15 protein-coding genes are annotated in these 20,322 nt (G+C 68.0%); 8 read left to right on the plus strand and 7 right to left on the minus strand.

Annotation, left to right across the window (positions count from 1 at the left end; translation table 11 throughout):
- Positions 1 to 156: 156 nt before the first annotated feature.
- Positions 157 to 456, plus strand: a complete 300-nt coding sequence (locus CAP40_RS10825; RefSeq protein ID WP_086129540.1) for a PadR family transcriptional regulator — start codon at positions 157 to 159, stop codon at positions 454 to 456.
- The gene (locus CAP40_RS10830; RefSeq protein ID WP_144034325.1) at positions 453 to 1,532 is read left to right on the plus strand and encodes an FtsW/RodA/SpoVE family cell cycle protein; all 1,080 of its coding nucleotides are present in this window, start codon (positions 453 to 455) and stop codon (positions 1,530 to 1,532) included. Before CAP40_RS10825 ends, CAP40_RS10830 begins: the two co-directional genes overlap by 4 nt.
- Positions 1,533 to 1,616: 84 nt before the next feature.
- Here the strand turns inward: CAP40_RS10830 and CAP40_RS10835 are convergent, their stop codons facing one another.
- Both CAP40_RS10835 and CAP40_RS10840 read right to left on the minus strand, forming a co-directional pair.
- Entirely contained in the window at positions 1,617 to 2,045 is a 429-nt protein-coding gene (locus tag CAP40_RS10835; RefSeq protein ID WP_086129542.1) for a hypothetical protein, read from the minus strand.
- Position 2,046: 1 nt separating this feature from the next.
- Entirely contained in the window at positions 2,047 to 2,532 is a 486-nt protein-coding gene (locus CAP40_RS10840) for a hypothetical protein (protein WP_086129543.1), read from the minus strand.
- A gap of 310 nt (positions 2,533 to 2,842) precedes the next feature.
- Here CAP40_RS10840 and dnaE point away from each other — a divergent pair, with 310 nt between their 5' ends.
- On the plus strand, positions 2,843 to 6,316 hold the full coding sequence (gene dnaE / locus CAP40_RS10845) for a DNA polymerase III subunit alpha (protein WP_086129544.1): 3,474 nt from the start codon (positions 2,843 to 2,845) through the stop codon (positions 6,314 to 6,316).
- Positions 6,317 to 6,539: 223 nt separating this feature from the next.
- A complete protein-coding gene (locus CAP40_RS10850; RefSeq protein WP_179188102.1) occupies positions 6,540 to 8,132 on the plus strand; it encodes a long-chain fatty acid--CoA ligase in 1,593 nt (530 codons plus the stop codon).
- Between the two features lie 95 nt (positions 8,133 to 8,227).
- Here the strand turns inward: CAP40_RS10850 and CAP40_RS10855 are convergent, their stop codons facing one another.
- On the minus strand, positions 8,228 to 10,837 hold the full coding sequence (locus CAP40_RS10855) for a M1 family metallopeptidase (protein ID WP_086129546.1): 2,610 nt from the start codon (positions 10,835 to 10,837) through the stop codon (positions 8,228 to 8,230).
- A gap of 316 nt (positions 10,838 to 11,153) precedes the next feature.
- Here CAP40_RS10855 and CAP40_RS20885 point away from each other — a divergent pair, with 316 nt between their 5' ends.
- Positions 11,154 to 13,253, plus strand: coding sequence for a GDSL-type esterase/lipase family protein (locus CAP40_RS20885; protein ID WP_086129547.1), 2,100 nt, complete (start codon positions 11,154 to 11,156; stop codon positions 13,251 to 13,253).
- 7 nt (positions 13,254 to 13,260) lie between these two features.
- On the opposite strand, the gene CAP40_RS10865 is transcribed toward CAP40_RS20885, so the two are convergent.
- A complete protein-coding gene (locus CAP40_RS10865; protein WP_086129548.1) occupies positions 13,261 to 14,331 on the minus strand; it encodes a PA0069 family radical SAM protein in 1,071 nt (356 codons plus the stop codon).
- 51 nt (positions 14,332 to 14,382) lie between these two features.
- On the opposite strand from CAP40_RS10865, the gene CAP40_RS10870 reads away from it, so the two are divergent.
- Both CAP40_RS10870 and CAP40_RS10875 read left to right on the plus strand, forming a co-directional pair.
- Positions 14,383 to 14,724 carry a VOC family protein gene (locus CAP40_RS10870; RefSeq protein WP_086129549.1) on the plus strand — a complete coding sequence of 114 codons (342 nt, stop codon included), beginning with the start codon at positions 14,383 to 14,385 and terminating at the stop codon, positions 14,722 to 14,724.
- Between the two features lie 101 nt (positions 14,725 to 14,825).
- Positions 14,826 to 15,338 (plus strand): YbjN domain-containing protein, encoded by a 513-nt coding sequence (locus CAP40_RS10875; RefSeq protein WP_179188104.1) that lies wholly within the window; start codon positions 14,826 to 14,828, stop codon positions 15,336 to 15,338.
- A gap of 159 nt (positions 15,339 to 15,497) precedes the next feature.
- Here CAP40_RS10875 and moaB read toward each other — a convergent pair whose 3' ends face one another.
- From moaB to CAP40_RS10890, 3 genes are read right to left on the minus strand one after another with little or no spacing between them, the layout of a single operon-like run.
- On the minus strand, positions 15,498 to 16,025 hold the full coding sequence (gene moaB / locus CAP40_RS10880; protein WP_086129551.1) for a molybdenum cofactor biosynthesis protein B: 528 nt from the start codon (positions 16,023 to 16,025) through the stop codon (positions 15,498 to 15,500).
- A complete protein-coding gene (locus CAP40_RS10885; protein WP_086129552.1) occupies positions 16,012 to 17,817 on the minus strand; it encodes a lytic transglycosylase domain-containing protein in 1,806 nt (601 codons plus the stop codon). The genes moaB and CAP40_RS10885 overlap by 14 nt, the downstream gene beginning before the upstream one ends.
- Positions 17,818 to 17,819: 2 nt before the next feature.
- Positions 17,820 to 18,536, minus strand: a complete 717-nt coding sequence (locus CAP40_RS10890; protein WP_086129553.1) for a uracil-DNA glycosylase family protein — start codon at positions 18,534 to 18,536, stop codon at positions 17,820 to 17,822.
- Positions 18,537 to 18,663: 127 nt separating this feature from the next.
- On the opposite strand from CAP40_RS10890, the gene CAP40_RS10895 reads away from it, so the two are divergent.
- On the plus strand, positions 18,664 to 20,316 hold the full coding sequence (locus CAP40_RS10895; protein WP_086130060.1) for an electron transfer flavoprotein-ubiquinone oxidoreductase: 1,653 nt from the start codon (positions 18,664 to 18,666) through the stop codon (positions 20,314 to 20,316).
- The last annotated feature ends 6 nt before the right edge of the window (positions 20,317 to 20,322 follow it).

The raw sequence follows: 20,322 nt of genomic DNA on the forward strand, positions 1-20,322 counted from the left end.
CACCGCTTTCGGGTTCTTGAGTGTGTCTTACGGCTCTAACGATGCCGATGCATCCTGCCAACCCCGCCCGCGCGTGCGCGCGTACGCGAGGAAAGCTGGGGATAACTTCGTCCGACGCCACTTGACTATAACTCTACCTAGGTAGATTTAAGCGGCATGGCTCGAAACAGATCGCTTTCCCCGACCGCGCGCAACGTGCTCGCCATCCTCCTCGAAGCCGGGGAGGACTGGTCGCATGGCTATGCGTTGGGCCGGGCGGCGGGAATCCCGTCGGGCACGCTCTATCCGCTGCTGATCCGCCTCGAGGAGCAGGAACATCTGGAAGCGCAGTGGCAGCCCCCCAGCGAGCCGGGCAGGCCGGCGCGCCATGCTTATAGGCTGAGCGCGGCGGGGCGGGTCTTTGCGGCCGAGCTGCTGCGCGGCGAGGCGCCCGGTCTGGTGGGGAAGCCCGCGTGATCCGGCTGATGGCGACGGCGCTGGTCGATCTCGCGGCGGTGCTGATGCCGGCGCGGTTGCGGCACTGGGGCGAGCGGATGCGCTGCGAAGTGGCGGCGATCGAGGCGCCCGGCGAAGCGCTGCGCTTCGCCGCCGGCTGCCTATGGGGTGCGATCTGCGAGATGATCCGAGTGCAATCGGGAGGCGGGAAAATGGCGATGTGGCGGAGCAGGCGGCTGGTGGGACTCTGCGCGATCGGCGCAACAGGACTGGGCATCGGATATATGACGATCGGCGGCGCGCCGCTGAGCTATCCGTTGCGCAATGTCGCGGCGCTGCTGATCGGTTTTCTCGCGCTCGGGATCGTCATGCACCTGCCGCGTAGCCGCTGGCTTGCGCCGGGGCCGGTGTTGATCGCCCTCGGGCTGGCGCTGCTGGCAACCAGCCTGTTCGGTATCACGCATGACGGCGCGACTCGCTGGGTGTCGATCGGCGGGCTGGGCATCCAGCCGAGCCTGATCCTGATGCCGGTGCTGGCCATCGGCTATGCGGGCGTGCGGGATCGGCTCTCCACCTTGGGCGTGATCGCCGCCGCGGCGGCGCTGGCGCTGCAGCCGGACCGCGCGATGGCCGGCGGGCTTGCCGCGGGGCTCGCCGCGCTGGCGCTGCTCCGTCCGGAGCGCAACGTGCTGGCGGCGCTGATCGCGGCGCTGGCCGGGTTCGTCGCGGCATTGCTCCAGCCGGACGTGCAGCCCGCGATGCCCTATGTCGACCAGATCCTGTTCACGGCCTTCGGCGTGCATCCGCTTGCCGGGCTGATGGTGGTCGCCGGATCGGTGCTGCTGCTGGTGCCAGCGCTCGCCGGATGGCGCCGCGACCCCGCCTATGCGGTGTTCGGCGCGCTGTGGCTGGCGATCGTGCTGGCGGCGGCGCTGGGCAACTATCCGACGCCGCTGGTCGGCTATGGGGGCAGCGCGATCGTCGGCTATCTGCTCAGCCTGCTCGGCTTGCCTGGCGCGCTTGGCGCGGCGGGCACCGTGGCGGACAAGGCCGAGCCGGGGGCCGAGCACGGGATGCTGCGGGTCGGCATCGCCTAGGAAAATCGCCGGTGACGGAGCGGGAGGAGGACGCCCCGCCACCGGTGCTTCGGAAACCGGGCTGTGCCGGCGCGGTGCCGGAACTCAGCGGGTCGTGCCCGTGTACGGCAGGCGGATGACGTACTGGCGGCCGGGCTCGATGCCGCCGGTGTCGTCCTCCGTCTCGTCGTTCACCAGCCTGCCCAGGCTGGCCAGCGCGTCGACCACGCCGAAGCCGGCGCTGAACGGGCGGCCGCGCGGATCGCGATGCGGCACCGGGCGGGCGCCTCGGGGCGCGCGGCGGCGGGGGGGAGGCGCCATCCGCGCCATCCGCTCCGCGACCGACGCCGCGTCGCTCGCGCGGCCGAATTCGCGCCACACCACCTGGAAACCTTCGGGCACTTCGCGCCACTCGCCGCCTTGGGGGCGGACCAGGTCGCGGCCGCAATGGTGGCAGACCGCGAAGTCCAGGCCCTGGTTGTGATGATGGGTGGTGCCGGCGGCATGGCCCATCACGCTGCAACGCATACGCATCTCACTGCACTCCCTTGGATCTGCTGCCGCGCATCCGCAGGCGAAATTCGGCCAGGGCGCGGAAATGCTCGTCCTCGCTTTCGAGGGCGAGCGCCGGGTTCCAGATCTCGAAGCTGTCACCGGCGCCGACGAACAGGGCGAGGTCGTCGATGCGGCCGAGATGGCGCATCGCGGCCGGGATGCGCAGGCCCGTGCCCGCGCGCGGCATCCGCTCGCAGAGGCCGAAAGTGTCGCGCATGCGGCGATAATGGCCGCGGGCCTCCTCACCGCGATCTTCCTCCGTCAGGCGGCGGCGCTCGGCGCGCGCGGCAAGGGTGGCGAGATGGCTGCGGCCATAGCCGATCAGGCAGCTGTCGGCGCGATGCTTGGCGACGACGATCTCGGGATCGGTCCCGGGAGAAAGCGCGGCTTCGAGAAAGGCCGGCGCCGCGACGTTCCCGTCCGCATCGACCTCGCAGAGCTCGCTACCATGGTAAAGGGCGTTCATGGGCATCGACTCGTCAGAAAGGGGTGATTCTGTTCTGGTAAGTCACTGAAACCGAATATGGTTTCCTTGCTTGCCTTATGTTTGCCATAATAACGCCTAATTCTGATCCGCCGATGAACCGTTCCGTTCCGTCGGCGAAATGTTTACTGTCGTTAACCATGATGTGAACGATCGGTAACGAAGCCGCCATTCAGGAGAGCACCCGTCCGAGTCCGCGCGTAGGGAAGAATCCTGAGCCCAACGGCTTGAAAATTGTGGACAACGCTCTCCACGGGTGGCGCTGCCGAGAGCGGCTCCCTACACTCGGGCCATGCATTCCGGCTTCGTTCCGCTTCGGGTCTTCTCGTCCTTCACCATGCTGGAGGGCGCGATCGAGCCGAAGGCGATCGCCAAGCGCGCGAAGGAACTGGGTTTCCCGGCGGTCGCGGTAGCGGATCGCAACGGCCTCTATGCCTCGATGAGCTTCGGCGATGCCTGCATCAAATCGGGCATCCAGCCGGTCATCGGCACGCTGCTGGCGGTCAAGCGGCCCGACATGCCGGACGCTGTCACGGCGCCGATCGACTGGCTCGCGCTCTATGCGCAGGACGAGGCCGGCTATCTGAACCTGTGCGACCTCGTCTCGATGGCGCATCTCGATCGCCCGGTCGAGGAGGATGCGCACATACCCTTCGACGCGCTGACAGGGCGGACCGAGGGGCTGCTCTGCCTCACCGCCGGTCGCGAGGGCGCGCTGGCGCGGCTCTATGCCGAGCAGCAGGACAGCGCGGCGGATTCCTATGCCCGCCGGCTCGAGGCGCTGTTCCCCGAGCGGCTCTATGTCGAGATCGTCCGCCGGCTCGACGAAGTGGAGGGCCGGGCCGAGCCCAGGCTGCTCGACCTCGCCTATGAGCGGAACCTGCCGCTGGTGGCGACCAACCCGAGCTGCTTCGCGGAGCCGACCTTCCACGAGGCGCATGACGCGATGCTGTGCATCGCCAACAGCTCCTATGTGGCTTCCGACGATCGCCCGCGCTCCTCGCCCGATGCGTGGATGAAGCCCGCGAACGAGATGAAGAGCCTGTTCGCGGACCTGCCCGAGGCCATCGCGAACACGCTCGTCGTCGCCCAGCGCTGTGCCTATGCCGCGCCCAAGCGCAAGCCGATCCTGCCCAGCCTGGCCGGCGACCGCGAGGGCGAGGCGGCGATGCTGCGCGAGCGCTCGTGGCAGGGACTGGCGAAGCGGCTGGAAAAGGCCGGCATCACCGACCCGGCCGAGCGCGAAGTCTATGACAAGCGGCTCCAGTTCGAGCTCGACGTCATCATCCAGATGGGCTTTCCGGGCTATTTCCTGATCGTCGCCGACTTCATCCAATGGGCGAAGGCGCACGACATTCCGGTGGGGCCGGGCCGCGGCTCGGGTGCGGGCTCGGCGGTCGCCTGGGCGCTGACCATCACCGATCTCGATCCGCTGAAGCTCGGCCTGCTCTTCGAGCGCTTCCTCAATCCGGAACGCGTCTCGATGCCCGACTTCGACATCGATTTCTGCGAAACCCGGCGTGGCGAGGTGATCCGCTACGTGCAGCAGAAATACGGCGCCGACCACGTCGCGCAGATCATCACCTTCGGTACGATGAAGGCGCGTGCCGTGGTCAAGAACGTCGGCCGCGTGCTGCAGATGAGCTACGGCCAGATCGACCGGCTGGCCAAGCAGATCCCGAACCACCCGACCGATCCCTGGACGCTGGAGCGCACGCTGAACGGCGTCGGCGAGTTCCTTGCCGAATATAATGCGCACAAGGACATCAAGTATCTCGTCGACCTCTCGATGCGGCTCGAGGGGCTGCCGAGCCACTCGTCGACGCACGCCGCCGGCGTGGTGATCGGCGACCGGCCGCTGTCGCAGCTGGTGCCGCTCTATCGCGACCCGCGCTCGGACATGCCGGTCACGCAGTTCGACATGAAATATGTCGAAGGCGCCGGGCTGGTGAAGTTCGACTTTCTCGGCCTCAAGACGCTGTCGGTGCTGAAAAAGGCAGTCGAGCTGCTTTCCGACCGGGGCATCGACGTCGATCTCGACGCGCTCGCCTGGGACGATACCGAAGTCTACGACCTGCTCCAGCGCGGCGACACGGTGGGCGTGTTCCAGCTGGAATCGGAAGGCATGCGGCGCACGCTGACGGCGGTGCGCCCGACCAATTTCGGCGACATCATCGCGCTCGTCTCGCTCTATCGCCCCGGCCCGATGGACAACATCCCCAGCTTCGGCCACCGCAAGGGCGGGCGCGAGGAGATCGTCTATCCGCACGACCTGCTCGAGCCGATCCTGAACGAGACCTATGGGATCTTCGTCTATCAGGAGCAGGTGATGCAGGCCGCCCAGATCCTGGCGGGCTATTCGCTCGGCGGCGCGGACATGCTCCGCCGCGCGATGGGCAAGAAGATCAAGGCCGAGATGGATGCCCAGCGCGAGACCTTCGTGAAGGGCTGCGCCGAGCACAACAACATCAAGCCGGCCAAGGCCAACGAGCTGTTCGACCTGATCGACAAGTTCGCCGGCTATGGCTTCAACAAGTCGCACGCCGCCGCCTATGCGCTGCTCGCCTATCAGACGGCCTGGCTCAAGGCGCACCATCCGCACGAATTCTTCGCCGCCTCGATGGCGTACGACATCCACCAGACCGACAAGCTGGCGATCTTCGCCGATGACATGAAGCGGCTGGGCGTCGCCTGTCTGGGGCCCGAGATCAATTGCAGCCAGGCGGACTTCTTCGTCGAGAAGACCGAGGACGGCCTGGCGGTGCGCTACGCGCTGGGCGCGCTGAAGGGCGTGGGCGAGCGCGCGATGGAGCTGCTCGTCGAGGAGCGCGAGGAGCGCGGCAGCTTCAAGTCGCTCGACGATTTCGCCAAGCGCGTGGATCCCCGGCTGCTCAACAAGCGCCAGGTCGAGACACTGGCCGGGGCCGGGGCATTCGATGCGCTCGACGACAATCGCGCCGGGGTGTTCGCTGCGGCGGAGACGATCCTGGCGGTCGCGCAGCGCACCTGGTCGAACAAGACCAGCGGCCAGGGCGGCCTGTTCGGCGAATCCGAGCCGAGCGGCGGCGCGATCCAGCTGCCGCAGAGCGCGCACTGGTCGCTGGCCGATCGGATCGGGGCCGAGCGCGACGCCTTCGGCTATTATTTCTCCGCGCACCCGCTCGACCGGTTCCAGCATCTCGCCAAGAGCTTCGGCGCGCGCGAGATCGCGACCCTGGGCGAGCTCGACATCCCCGCCGGCGCGCGCGTGGGCGCGACGATCGCGGCGCTGGTCGAGGATTGCCGTCCGCGCACCTCGGCGCGGGGCAACCGCTATCTGATGGCGACGATCTCGGACAAATCGGCCCAGGCGCTGGCGACCTGCTTCGAGGACAGCGCCGCCAAGGACCTGGAGGATTGCGCCCGCGCCGGCGGTTGCGCGGTGCTGACCGTCGAGCTCGACAAGCGCCCGGGCGAGGATACGCCGCGCGTCTCGATCAAGCGGGTCCAGCCCTTCGAGGGACTGGCCAATACGGCGCGGCTGGTGCTCGACGTCGCGATCGACGACGTCCGCGCGGTACCCATCCTCGCCGGCATCATCGGCGACCAGCGCGGCGGACGCGGCGAGGTGCTGGTGCGCGTGGGCATTCCGGGCGGCGAGGCCGAACTGGTGCTGGGCCGCGACTTCCGGCTGGACGGGGAACTGGCCCAGAAGATCGAGAACGTCCCCGGCATCCGCTGGGCGTCGCTCAAGAGCGCGGCGGCGAAGCTGGCCGAGGCGGCATAGGCCCAGCCTATATCCCGTCATGCTGAACTCGTTTCAGCATCCAACGCGCGGCAGGCGATAAGGTTTGCGCCTCATGGCCTTCGCGTGCGGAGCGTTGGACCCTGAAACAAGTTCAGGGTGACGGTTGGGTCCGCCGCCGCCGACATCCTTCCTTACATTCCCCGCTCTCGACACTCGCGCGCTTCGCGGGTTACGCTCTCGAAAAATCGGTATGGAGAGCCGGATGCTTGGAGGAATGCAGGATTTCGAGCTGCGGGTCACGACGCTGCTCGATCACGCCGCACGCGAGCATTGGGGGCGCGAGATCGTCACCCGCTGGGCGGACGGCAGCGAGACGCGCACCACCTGGGCCGGCATTGCCCGCGATGCCCGCAAGCTGGCCCAGGCGCTCGAACGGCTCGGCGTGCGCAAGGGCGACCGGGTCGCCACGCTGGCGATGAACCATGGCCGCCACCTCGTCACCTGGTACGGCGCCGCCGGCATGGGCGGGGTGGTCCATACGATCAACCCGCGCCTGTTCGAGGACCAGCTCGTCTTCATCGGCAACCATGCCGAGGACAAGGTGCTGTTCTACGATCGCGCCTTCGCGCCGCTGGTCGAGCGATTGAAGCCGCACTGGACGTCGATCGAACATTATTACTGCTTCGACAGCGACGGGCCGGACGGGTTCGAGGCGCTGCTGGCCGCCGAGGACGGCAATTACGGCTGGGTGACCGGCAGCGAGCGCGAACCCTGCATGATCTGCTACACCAGCGGCACCACCGGCAATCCCAAAGGCGTGACCTACACGCACCGATCGAGCGTGATCCATGCCCTTGCCGAGATGCAGCCCGACGTGTTCGACCTTTCGGCCCGGGCGGTGGCGATGCCGATCGTGCCGATGTTCCATGCGGTCGGCTGGGGCCTGCCCTGGGCGGGCGCGGCGGCGGGGATCAAGTTCGTCTTCTCGGCGGTCAACGATCCGCTGGTCCTGTGCGAACTGATGAATCGCGAGAAAGTGACGCACACCGCCGGAGTGCCCACCGTCTGGTTCGCCATGTTCCAGCACATGGACGCCACCGGCGAGGAGCCGGAGTTCCTCAGGATCGTCACCATCGGCGGTTCGGCCGCGCCGCGCGCGATGATCGAGCGGCTGATGAAGATGGGCATCCGGGTGAACCATGCCTGGGGCATGACCGAGACGAGCCCGATCGGCACGATGGGCGCCCCTTCGTGGAACTGGGACGAACTCAGCTTCGAGCAGCAGGTCGACCAGGTCTGCAAGCAGGGCAAGGTTCCCTATGGCGTCGAACTGCGCGTGGTCGACGACGAGGGCCGGGTGCAGCCGCGCGACGGCAAGAGCTCGGGCCGGCTGCAGGTGCGCGGGCCATGGATCGTCGAACGCTATTTCAAGGCGGACGCGCCCGCGGTCGATGCCGAGAACTGGTTCGACACGGGTGACGTATCGGTCCTCTATCCGGACGGCACGATGCAGATCACCGATCGCGCCAAGGACGTGATCAAGTCGGGCGGCGAGTGGATCAGCTCGGTCGATCTGGAAAATGCCGCGATCGGCTGCGCGGGCGTGGCCGAAGCGGCGGCGATCGGCGTGCATCACCCCAAATGGGAGGAGCGGCCGATCCTGCTCGTGGTCCGCAAGCCGGGCAGCGACGTGACGGCGGAGGCGGTGCAGGCGCATCTCGCGCAGCATGTCGCCAAATGGTGGCTGCCCGACGAGGTGCTGTTCGTGGAGAGCCTGCCGCACACCGCCACGGGCAAGCTGCTCAAGACCGCGATCCGCGAACAGTACAAGGATTTCAAGCTGGCCGCGGCCTAGGCGGAGCCGTCACCCCGGCGAACGCCGGGGTCTCGTGCCGCAAGCCGCTTGCCTGCTGCCTGAGACCCCGGCGTTCGCCGGGATGACGCAGGGCGTCACATCCCCGCGAACGCCGCCGTGACTTCGCCTGCCTTGGCGTCCTTGAAGCGGGCGCAGTTGCGGATGCCCTCCACCGCGCGATCGAGCCCGAGCGTGCTTCCGCCCTCGGCCCGCAGCTTGGCGTCGACGGTGTCGGCCGCCGCGAGCGAGCATTGCGCCTTGAACATCTCCGCCGAACGGCCAGAGAAGATGCCGCCGCCGCCGGTCAGCTTCGAGAACTCGTCGAAATGGGCGAGCATATATTCGAGCGCCGCGTCGCGGGTATCGGCGTCCTTCAGGAAGAGCGACGCCCCGAACAGCCGCTGGCGCGGCGTGTAGCGGGGATCGTTGAACGCGGTGAAATACCATTTCGCGACATCGGCATTGCCCGAAGAGGCGATGGCACGGAACGCCGCCTTGCGCAGGTCGGGGCCCTTGTCCGCCAGCGCCGTTTCGGCGAGCGTCTTGGCGAAGGGCACGCCGCGATCCTGGACCGCGACGGTCAATGCCAGCGGCAGGAACGCATCGTCGAGCGCATGGGCGTCGCCGGCGAGCCGGGCGTCGGCCGCGGCGGCCAGCCTGGCGCGCAACGTGGCGTCACGGCCATTGTCCGCCACGAAGCCGACCAGCTGCTCGCGCAGCTCCACGGTATCCGCATTGTCGTTTGCGTGCGCGCCGGCCTTGGGATCGAAGCCGATCTTCGCCAGCATCGGGCCATAGATGTCGACGAACAGCTTGCGATAGGCGGGCAGCGCCGCGGCGCCGATCAGCCCGCGATCGCGCAGCCCGGCGAGCCGGGTGCCGTTGTCGAGCTGCATCTTGGTCTTGGGATGGCGGGCCATCGCGCGGGCGAGCGCGACGAGCTGCGCGGTGTTCGCCTTGCCGGCATAGAAGCTCGCCCACAGGCTGTCGTCCACCGCCAGCGCCTCGCCGGTCGGCAGGGTGGGAGCGGCGGCGATCAGCGAATCCCAGTCGGCGGGATCGAGGTCGAAGCGATAATAGCCCCAGCCGCCCGCATTGGGGACGATCGCGCCCGTGCCATTGGCGACGACCGGCGCGCTCGGCTTGTCGAGCAGCATGCAGTTCCTGGCATCGCCCTGGCGGATGCAGAGCGGGATGATCCACTGCTCGGCGGGCGCATTGGTGCCGAAATAGGCGAAGCGCTGCTGACTGGCGGTGAGCACGCCGTTGGCACGGTGGAAGGTCACCACCGGCACGCCCTGCTGGTCGACGAAGCTGCGCAGCGATTCGAGCACGCGCGGATCGTGCGCGGCGTCGGCCAGCGAAGCGAAGAACTGGTCGGTGCTCGCATTGCCATATTTGTGGCGCGACATGTGCAGGCGCACGCCGTCGCGGAACTTCTCGTCGCCCATATAGCCGGCGATCATGCCGACGACCTGGCCGCCCTTGCCATAGGTGATCTGATCGAACGCCGCGTCGATATCCGCGTCGTTGCTGATCTTCTGGTGGATCGGGCGGCCGGCGACCAGCGCGTCGAGGTCCATCGCCTCGAAGCCCTCGGAGATGGCGTCGACGCCGATGTCGAGGTCCGGGCGCCATTCGTTGCCGATGCGATAGCCCATCCAGTTGGCGAAGCTCTCGTTCAGCCAGATATCGTCCCACCAGGCCGGCGTGACGAGATCGCCGAACCATTGGTGCGAAAGCTCGTGCGCCACGACCATGCCGAAGGTCTGCTTGCTCGACGTGGCGTCGGCCTCGTCGACGAACAGGATGCCGTCGCCATAGATGTCGGCACCGGCATTCTCCATCGCGCCCGGCATCACCGGCGAGCCGATCTGGTCGAGCTTGGGGAAGGGGAAGGCCTGGCCGAAATATTTCTCGAGCAGCGCGACGATCGGGCCCGAATTGTCGAGCGCGAACTGCATCCGGTCCTTGTAGGGCCGGGTGCCGACGATGCGCAGCGGCAGCGGCGTCTTGCGCTCGGGCGTGGACGGCACCTTGGCGCTGACGGTCGAGAACGGGCCGACGACGAAGGCGACCAGGTAGGTCGGCAACGGCTTGGTGGCGATGAAGCGATGCCTGACCAGTTCGCCGACCTTGACCGGCTTGCCCGTCTCCGGCGCATTGCTCAGCGCGACGAAGCCCGGCTTGGTGGTCAGCGACACGGTGAAGGGAGTCTTGAAGCCCGGCTCGTCGAAGCCCGGAAAGGCCGCGCGTGCATCGATCGACTCGAACTGGGTCCAGCTATACCAGCTGCCCGCCACGTTGATGCGATAGGGGCCCGAAGCGCCGGTGCCGAAGGCGGCGTCATAGTCGAACTTCAGGGTCAGCTTCCCCGGCTGCACCGTCTTGCCGAAATCGATCTGGGCGAGGCCATGGGGGCTCTTCTGGGTGAAGCCGAGCGGGATCTCCTTGCCCGCGACCACTGCCACCGCCTTGGTGACGTTGAGGTTGCGGCCGTGCATCCACACCGTCTGCGCGGCCCGGTTGAGCTGCACGTCGATCTCGGCGTGGCCGCTGAACCGCGGCTTTTCCGGAACGATCGTCAGGTCGAGCCGATAGGCGAGGGGAGTCGCCGTGTCCGGCAGCTTGCCGGTGGGCTGGACGTCCTGGGCATTTGCGACGGCGGGGAGCGTGAGGGCGAAAGCGAAGGCAAGCGCGCGCATGAAGGGTCCTTATGATCTGGCACCTGGCCTAGGCCCGCCGCCTGGCAGGTGCAATCGGCCACATGTTTCTATTCGACTACTGTATGTTTCCATATTGTGTCTGCATTGCGGACGGCTATGGTGCGGGCAGGTCGCAGACCGCCGGGCGGCGTTTGGATCCCTCTTTCCGCCGCCCGGTCCCACCTCAGGGGCCACCTGCTTTCGCGCGGTGGCCACCATTTTCCTCATCGACAAGCGGCACCAGCCCATTGCGCAGCGGCGCGGCTTCGATATGGTAGCGCTATCATAGCGCATGGCCGCAAGAGGGAGAGGGGATATGGGACTGATCGTGCGCCTGGCGGCGCTGGTCCTGTTGCTGGGCGCCGCGGCGGCGCCGGGCGAGCGCTGGGTGACGGCCTGGGCGACGTCGCAGATGATCCCGGGCAACAATGCGCTGCCGACCGAGGACCTGAGGGACGCCACGCTGCGCCAGGTGGTGCGCATCCAGATCGCCGGCACCCGGCTGCGCGTGCGCTTCACCAACGCCTATGGCACCCAGCCGCTGCGCCTCGGCGCGGCGACGATCGCGCGGGCGGCCGACCCCGCCTCGCCGCGGATCGACGCCGCGAGCCTGGTGGCGCTGCGCTTCGGCGGGGCGAAGAGCGTCACCATTCCGGCGGGCGCGGACTATTGGTCCGATCCGGTCACGCTGCCGGTGCAGGCGGGCGCGGACCTGGCGATCACGCTCTATCTGCCCGATGCCCCGGCGCAACAGACTGGCCATCCCGGCGCGCGCGCGACCAGCTATCATCTCCATGGCGACCATGTGGGCGATCCGGACCTGCCGGGCGCCGGCAAGGTCGATCGCTGGGTGCAGATCGGTGCGATCGAGACGGTGTCGGCCAAGGCGTCGGCGGTGGTGGTCCTCGGCGATTCGATCACCGATGGCTATGGCGTGCCCGCCAACAGCAACCAGCGCTGGACCGACGCGCTCCGACTGCGCCTGCGCGCCACGCCGGCGCTTGCCGACATGGCGGTGCTCAACGCCGGCATCGGCGGCAACCGGCTGCTCAACGACGGGCTCGGCCCCAATGCGCTCGCCCGGTTCGACCGCGAGGTGCTCGGCTATCCGGGCGTCACCCATCTCGTGATCCTGGAAGGGGTCAACGATCTCGGCACGCTCACCCGCGATGCGCCGGCGACCCCCGATGCGCACGCCGCGCTCGTTGAGGGGATGATCGGTGCCTATCGCCAGATGGTCGCCCGTGCCCGTGCCCGCGGGATCAAGGCGATCGGCGCGACGATCACGCCCTATGGCGGCTCGGCCTATTACCACCCGGATGCGCAGAACGAGGCCGATCGCGCTGCGGTGAACGCCTGGATCCGCACGCCCGGCAATTTCGACGGCGTGATCGACCTCGACGCCGCGCTGCGCGATCCCGCCGCGCCGACCCGGCTGCGCAAGGAATATGACAATGACGGCCTCCATCCCTCGCTTGCCGGCTATCGGGCGATGGCCGATGCGGTGCCGCTGTCGCTGCTCTCGGGCCGGGTGAAGGACGCGGGCAGGGTGGCCCCCGCACCGGCCGCCCCCGCGCCGACGATCGCCTTCACCTTCGACGACCTGCCTGCCCACGCGTCCCTGCCCGAAGGACAGAGCCGGGTCGGCATCGCCGAGCAGGTCATCGCCGCGCTGAAGGCCGGCGGGGTGCCGGCGATCGGCTTCCTCAACGGCGTGCAGCTCGAGCGCGAGCCGGCCTCGGCGCCGGTGCTCGGCAAATGGCGCGCGGCGGGGCTGGCGCTGGGCAATCATGGCTGGAGCCATGCCAATCTCGACCAGCTGAGCGATGCGCAGTTCCTGCGCGAGCTGGAGAAGAACGAACCGATCCTCGCGGCGAGCATGGGCGCGGCCGACTGGCGCTGGTTCCGCTATCCCTTCCTCTCCGAGGCCGCGGCAGACCCCGCGCGCCGCGCGCGCATCCGCCAGCTGCTGGCGGAGCGGGGCTACAAGGTCGCCACGGTGACGATGGATTTCTCGGACTGGGCCTATAACGACGCCTATGCCCGCTGCGTGGCCAGGGGCGACGACGACGCGATCCTGAAGATGGAGCGCGCCTGGCTCGGCACTGCTTCGGTCCAGGCCGATCGTGCGCGCACGATGAGCCATGCGCTCTACGGCCGCGACATTCCCTATGTCCTGCTGCTGCACCTGGGGGCCTTCGATGCGCGCATGATGCCGCAGCTCATCGCCCTCTATCGCGAAAAGGGCTATCGGTTCGCCTCGATCGAGGCCGCGAGCAGCGACCCCTATTATGCGCCCGAGCTGAACCCGGCGCTGCCGCCGCAGCCCCAGGGCCTCAACGGCGCGATGGCGGCGAAGGGTCTCGCGGAACCGCAGGCGCCGGCACTGCTGCCGCTCGAGACGATGTGCCGGTAGGAAGACGCTAGAACAACTCCCCCTGCGCGCCCGCCGGCGGGCGGAACAGGTCGGTCCGCAGCCGCAGCACTTCCCGGTCGAGCCCATGGCGTTTCGCCGCCATCCGGAACCGGGTGCGCAGCAGGTCGGCCCATGGCCCCTGGCCCCGGAAGCGCGTGTGCCAGTTGGGATCATTGTCCCTGCCGCCGCGGATCGACTGGATCGTCGCCATCACCTTGCCGGCGCGATCGGGGAAATGCGCATCGAGCCAGGCACGGAACAGCGGCGCGACTTCGTGCGGCAGCCGCACCGGCAGGAAGAAGGCGGTGCGCGCCCCGGCCTCGGCGGCGCGCTCCAGGATGTGCTCGATCTCGTGATCGGTCACCTGCGGGATCACCGGCGCCAGCGAGACGAACACCGGCACCCCCGCATCGGCCAGCTGCCGCATCGCCGCCAGCCGTTTCTCGGGATGCGGGGCGCGCGGCTCCACCGTCATAGCGATCTTCGGGTCGAGCGACGTGACCGAGATCATCACCGCCGCCAGGCCCTTCCTGGCCATCGGCGCGAGCAGGTCGAGGTCGCGCGTCACCCGGTTGGACTTGGTGGTGATCGTCAGCGGATGATCATGCTCGGCCAGCACTTCGATGCAGCCGCGGGTGATCCGCCACTCGGCCTCGATCGGCTGATAGGGATCGGTGTTGGTGCCGAAGGCGATCGGGCGGCAGACATAGCCGCGCTTGCCCAGTTCCGCGCGCAGCAGCGCGGGCGCATCGGGCTTGGCGAACAGCCTGCTCTCGAAATCGAGCCCGGGCGACAGGTCGAGATAGGCGTGGGTCGGCCGGGCGAAGCAGTAGATGCAGCCATGCTCGCAGCCGCGATAGGGGTTGATCGAGCGATCGAAGGCGATGTCGGGCGACTGGTTGCGGGTGATGATCGTCCGCGCCCGCTCCACCGTCACGGTGGTGCGCAGCGGCGGCGGGGCGTCGTCCAGCGCCGCGCGCGCATCCAGCCAGTCGCCGTCCGCTTCGCGCGCGGGCAGGTTGAAGCGGCTGCTCTCCTGGTTGAGGGTGGCGCCGCGCACCGGACGATTCTTCGCCATTGCCAAAGCCTAGGCGCAGGACTAGAACATAGCAAGAACATTGGAGGATTTATGGCACGGATCAGCTATCTCGAACTGCCCGCGAAGGATGTTGCCGGCACCCGCGATTTCTACGCCAGGGCGTTTGCCTGGCAGTTCACCGACTTTGCCCCGCATTATGCGGCGACCACCACCGGCGACACCGATCTGGGCATCAACGGTTCGGACGAGCAGGCGATCCCGCTGCTGCTGCCGATCGTCGAGGTGCAGGACCTCGAGGCGGCGTTCGAGAGCGTGCGGGGCGCCGGCGGCGAGATCACCGTGCCGATCTTCGCGTTTCCGGGCGGCCGCCGCTTTCATTTTCGCGATCCGGCGGGGAATGAACTCGGCGTGTTCGTCAACGAGCCGGAATGATTGCCGCGCCGCGGCGCCGTGATAGGATATGGGCCCTGGGGAAGTTCCTCCCGGCGGCGGCCGTGGATTTCCCGCCTGGGAACCGAAGAAAAGGGGGAGTGATGGGCAAGGCTTTGATCGCGGTCGCGTTGGCGGCCGGCCTGTGGGCGATGCCGGCGGCGGCGCAGAAGGGCGATCCGGCGCGGATGGTCGACATCGCGCACCCCGAGGAAGTGGTGAAGCTGCTCCAGAGCGAAGGCTATAAGGCCGAGCTGAAGAAGCACGAGGACAGCGGCGACCCCTATATCAGCAGCGCGGCCAACGGATCGCCCTTCACCATCGAATTCTATGATTGCGGCACCGCCAAGGGCTGCACGTCGATGCAGTTCTTCTCCTGGTACAAGAAGAAGTCCTGGTACGATGCCGGGCTGGCCAATCGCTGGAACGCCAAGAAGCGCTTCCTGCGCATCGTGATCGACAAGGACGGCGACCTTTCCACCTGGATGGACGTCACCACCATCGGCAAGGTGAGCTATGCGAATTTCGCCGACACGATCGACTGGTGGTCGTCGATGACCGGCGACCTGTTCACTTTCCTCGACGAGGAGGAGAAGGCGGCCGGGGGGAAGAAATAGGTCTGGCTAACCCCCATATATCTTCGTCATGCTGAACTTGTTTCAGCATCCAACGCGCCTCGGCCGATATCGCTGGTGGAGAGTTGGACCCTGAAACAAGTTCAGGGTGACGAAGAAAGTCGGGGGAGAGGGGGATGTGATCATCCGAGGTGGCTATCCTCACCGCTCCCCCAGCCGCGGCAGCAGCTCGACGAAGTTGCAGGGCTTGTGGCGGATGTCGAGCTGGGTCGCCAGGATGCCGTCCCAGGCATCGGTGACCGCGCCGGTCGAGCCGGGCAGGGCGAAGATATAGGTGCCGCGCGCCACGCAAGCGGTGGCGCGCGACTGGATCGTGGACGTGCCGATCGACTGGTAGCTGAGCCAGCGGAACAGCTCGCCGAAACCCGGTATCTCCTTGTCCTGGACGCGGGCGAGCGCCTCGGGCGTCAGGTCGCGGCCGGTCACGCCGGTGCCGCCGGTGGTGAGCACCACCTCGACCGCCGGATCGTCGATCCAGGCATGCAGCCGGGCGACGATCCCGTCCGCATCGTCGCGCACGATCGCCCGGTCCGCCAGTACATGCCCGGCAGACGTCAGCCGCTCGACCAGCCGGTCGCCGGAGCGATCGTCCGCCAGGGTCCGCGTGTCGGAGACCGTGAGCACCGCGATCCGCACCGGGCGGAACGCGACGGCTTCATCGATTGGCATTGCCGTCCTGGTGGAAGGCGAGCTTGCGCATGCTGAGCTTGACCGCGGCCGGGCCCTGCATGCCGGGGAATTTCGGCCACATGCCCTGCGCCAGCGCCTCGCGGCTGCTCGACTTGCGGCCTTCCTGGTTCTCGTACATCCAATAGTTGCGCAGCACGGTCATCACATAGCCGCGCGTCTCCCAATAGGGGATGCTCTCGATGTAGAGCAGCGGATCGCCGCCGTCCTTGATCATCGCGTTCCAGTTGGCGACCGGGGTGGGGCCGGCATTGTAGGAGGCGATCACCTTGGGCAGCAGCCCGCCGGTAAAGGGCTGGTCGCGCAGCTGCTCGAGATAGGACTGGCCGATCTCCATGTTGACCGACGGCTTGGTCAGGTCGCTGGCGGCATAGTTCCTGCCGTTGCGCCGGCCGATATCGATCGCCGCGCCGGTCTTCACCTGCATCAGGCCCATCGCGCCGGCCGCGCTGCGGATCTCCGAGTTGAAGCGCGATTCCTGGAGCGTGTGGGCGAACACCAGCGCCTTGTCGACGCGCCAGCCGCCGGCCGGGGTCCAGTTCGGCGCCGGATAGCGCGCGGCGGTGAGCGGCTGGGTGCCCTGCGGGCAGTTGTGGGTGAGCCAGAGCTGGGTGGAGGGCAGGCTCAGCCGGCCGGCCAGGCGGGTGAGGGCGAGATGCTCGGAAGGGTTGCCGATCTTGGCCTGGTAGCGCAGCACCTCGTCGGCCAGGCCGTCCTCGTCGATCTCGACCAGCGCGGCGGCGACGCGGACGTTCGGGCGGCGCTCCAGCGCGCGCCAGTCCTCGGCGACGAACTTCTCGCCCTTGCCCGGCTTGTCCTCGATGCCGAGCGCCGATCTGGCGAGCAGGCCATAGAAGGTCTCGCCATATTGCGTGGCGGCGCGCAGCTTCGTCGCCACCTTGTCCGGGCGGCCGCACGCCATTTCGGCGCGCGAGCCCCAATAAAGGCCGGCGGAGCGGAGCTCGGTGTCGGCGGCGCGGGTGGCGACGCGCTCGAAGGCGGCGGTGGCGCCGGCGCAGTCCTGCTCGCGCCAGGCGGCGAGCCCGGCGACCCAATCGGCCTGGGGCGCCCAGTCGCCCGCGCCGTCCTGTGCCTTGGCGGCGACGCGGCGGGCATTGTCGTCGTCCCCGGCGACATAATAGATCCAGGCGACCTTCTGCTGCCACTCGGTCCTGGCCTCGGGCGTCAGGTCCGCTTCGAACCTGGCGACCACGCCTTCGGCCTCGGCGCCCTGATCGGCCTTCACATAGGGCTGGATGGCGAGCGCGATCTCCGTGGCGGCGGTGTCGCTCTTGATCGAGCGGGCGCGCTGGCGAACCGGCGCGCCGTCATACCAGATCAGCCGCGCCGCCGCCGGGATGGCGGGCGTGGTCATCGCGCCGCGCGTCCTGGCCATGCGGCTGAGCTGGTCGGCCTGGGGCAGCTCGGGCGCATCGCCGATCAGCTGGAGCAGCGGGGCGAGCTCGACCTTGGGGGAGTTCTTCGCAGTGTAGAGCTCGGCGCGCGCGATCGCATGGAGCGGGCCCGGCTTCATCGAATCGAGCTGGAGCTGCGCGTCCTGCCAGCGCTGGGCGTGGAGCGCGGCGAACACCTTGCGATATCCGGCCTTCTGGTCCGAATCGAGCTGGTCGGGAATGCCGTCGCCTTCGCGCGGGGCCGGGGCGGCGACGCCGTCGTCGGCGGCGGTGGCGGAACCGTCCGCGCCGGCCGGAAGGTCGGCGGCATGGGCGAGCGCCGGGGTCGCGAGCAGGGCGGCGGCAAACAGGATACGCATGGTCACAGGCTCCCCCGGGTCAACAGCAACAGGTGCTTCCAGGCTTCGCTTTTGGCGGCGGGGCGCTCCAGCAGGAAGCGCGGGTGCAGGCTCGCCACCGCCTGTGTTTTTCCGCCGAAATGGTTAACATCGACTAAACCATTGGCTGAGGCGCCGTCGTTCGCCTCGGCCACGACACGGCTCGCCGCCTGCCCCAGGATCAGCAGCCGGGCGGGCTGGAGCAGCTTCAGATGATGCTTGGCGATCTCGATCAGCCGGCCCTCCTGGTCGGGCGGGATCCGGCCGGCCAGCGGACGGGCGACGGCGAGCGACAGGAAATAGACCGAATCGCGGGCGATTCCCGCGGCGGTGAGCATGCGCGAGAACAGCTTGCCGGCCGCGCCATCGGCCAGGAGCGCGTCCTGGTCGTCGCTTTCGGGCATGTCGGTGAGCACCACCAGCGCGGCATCCGCGGGGCCGCCGGGGCCGATCCGCGGGGTCAGCCAGGCGGCTTCGGGAACCGTCTCGCCGGTGCGCCAGGCCGTGAAGGCGGCAAGCGTGTCGGGCAGGGTTTCGGGCTGGGGCGACGTTACGGCAGCCTGTGCCGGCTGCACCGGGGCGGGCCGCGCGAGCCAGTCGCGAGCCTCCTCTTCCTGAAGGGTTTCGACCCCCGCGTCGCGCCACCATTCGAGCGCGCTCGCCAGGGTACGCCCCCAATCCGCTGTGTACTCGCCTCCCACGCTGCCTAAGAGTCATGCCTTGACGGGCGGGTCAATCTGCCTTCATCGACCAAGGGACAGGACGTTGCCAGCATGCGACGACAAGCGATGCGGCAGGTGCCAGGCCAAGATTATGAAGGATGCGATGATGAGCGAACGGGAGTCGATGCCCTATGACGTCGTGATCGTCGGCGCGGGCCCCGCGGGCCTTTCGGCGGCGATCCGGCTGAAGCAGCTGGCCGGGGAGGCGGGCAGCGAGCTTTCGGTGTGCATCCTCGAAAAGGGCTCGGAGGTGGGCGCGCACATCCTCTCCGGCGCGGTGATCGACCCCAGGGCGCTCGACGAGCTGCTGCCGACATGGCGCGACGATGGCTGCCCGCTTGCCCGCACCCCGGTGACCGAGAATCATCACTGGGTGCTCAGCGCGAAGGGCAAGTCGGGCTTTCCCGAGTTCATCACGCCGCCGTTCCTGCACAACAAGGGCACCTATACCGGCTCGCTCGGCAATCTGTGCCGCTGGCTGGCCGACAAGGCCCAGGAAATGGGCGTCGAGATCTTCCCGGGCTTCGCCGCGGCCGAGATCCTCTATCACGACGATGGCAGCGTGAAGGGCGTCGCCACCGGCGACATGGGCGTGGCGCGTGACGGCGAGCACAAGCCCGACTATCAGCCGGGCCTCGAGCTGCATGCGAAATATACCTTCTTCGCCGAGGGTTGCCGCGGACACCTGACCAAGCAGCTGATCCGCAACTTCGCGCTCGACGCGGACAGCCAGCCGCAGATCTACGGCATCGGCATCAAGGAGCTGTGGGACATCGATCCCGCCAATCACGTGCCGGGCCGGGTGATCCACACCCAGGGCTGGCCGCTGACCGACGGCGCCAATGGCGGCGGCTTCCTCTATCACCAGGCGGACGGGCAGGTCGCGCTCGGCTTCGTCACCTGGCTCAGCTACAAGAACCCCTATCTCTCGCCCTTCCAGGAGATGCAGCGCTGGAAGACCCATCCGGAGATCGCCGCGATCCTGAAGGGCGGCAAGCGCGTCTCCTATGGTGCGCGCGCCATTTCGGACGGCGGCTTCCAGTCGGTGCCGAAGCTGGTCGCGCCCGGCGCCGCGCTGATCGGCGACGCTGCGGGCTTCCTCAACGTGCCGCGCATCAAGGGCACGCACACGTCGATGAAGAGCGGCATGATGGCGGCGGAGGCGGCCTTCGCCGCGGTGACCGCCGGCCGCGAGGCGGACGCGCTGGCCGCCTATCCCGAGGCGTATGAGAAGAGCTGGGTCTACAAGGAGCTGCGCGGCGTCCGCAATGTGGCGCCCCTGGTCAAGAAGTTCGGCGACACCTGGGGCACGCTGCTCGCCGGCGCGGCGATGTGGATGGAGCTGCTCGGCCTGCGCTGGCCCTTCACCATGAAGCACAAGCCCGACAATGAGGGCCTGTGGCACGCATCGATGGCGCCGAAGATCGACTATCCCAAGCCCGACGGCGTGCTCACCTTCGATCGCCTCACCTCGGTGTTCATCTCGAACACCAACCACGAGGAGGACCAGCCCGTCCATCTGACGCTGAAGGATCCGGAAATCCCGATCGGCTACAATCTTCCGGTGTACGCCGAGCCGGCCCAGCGCTACTGTCCGGCGGGTGTGTACGAAGTTGTCGGCGAAGGCGACGATCTGCGCTTCCAGATCAACGCGCAGAATTGCGTCCACTGCAAGACGTGCGACATCAAGGATCCCACGCAGAACATCAACTGGGTGGTCCCCGAAGGTGGGGGCGGGCCCAATTATCCGAACATGTAGCCTCGC

Origin of the sequence: Sphingomonas sp. IBVSS2, from assembly GCF_002127225.1 — a bacterium.
Taxonomy (GTDB): domain Bacteria; phylum Pseudomonadota; class Alphaproteobacteria; order Sphingomonadales; family Sphingomonadaceae; genus Sphingomonas.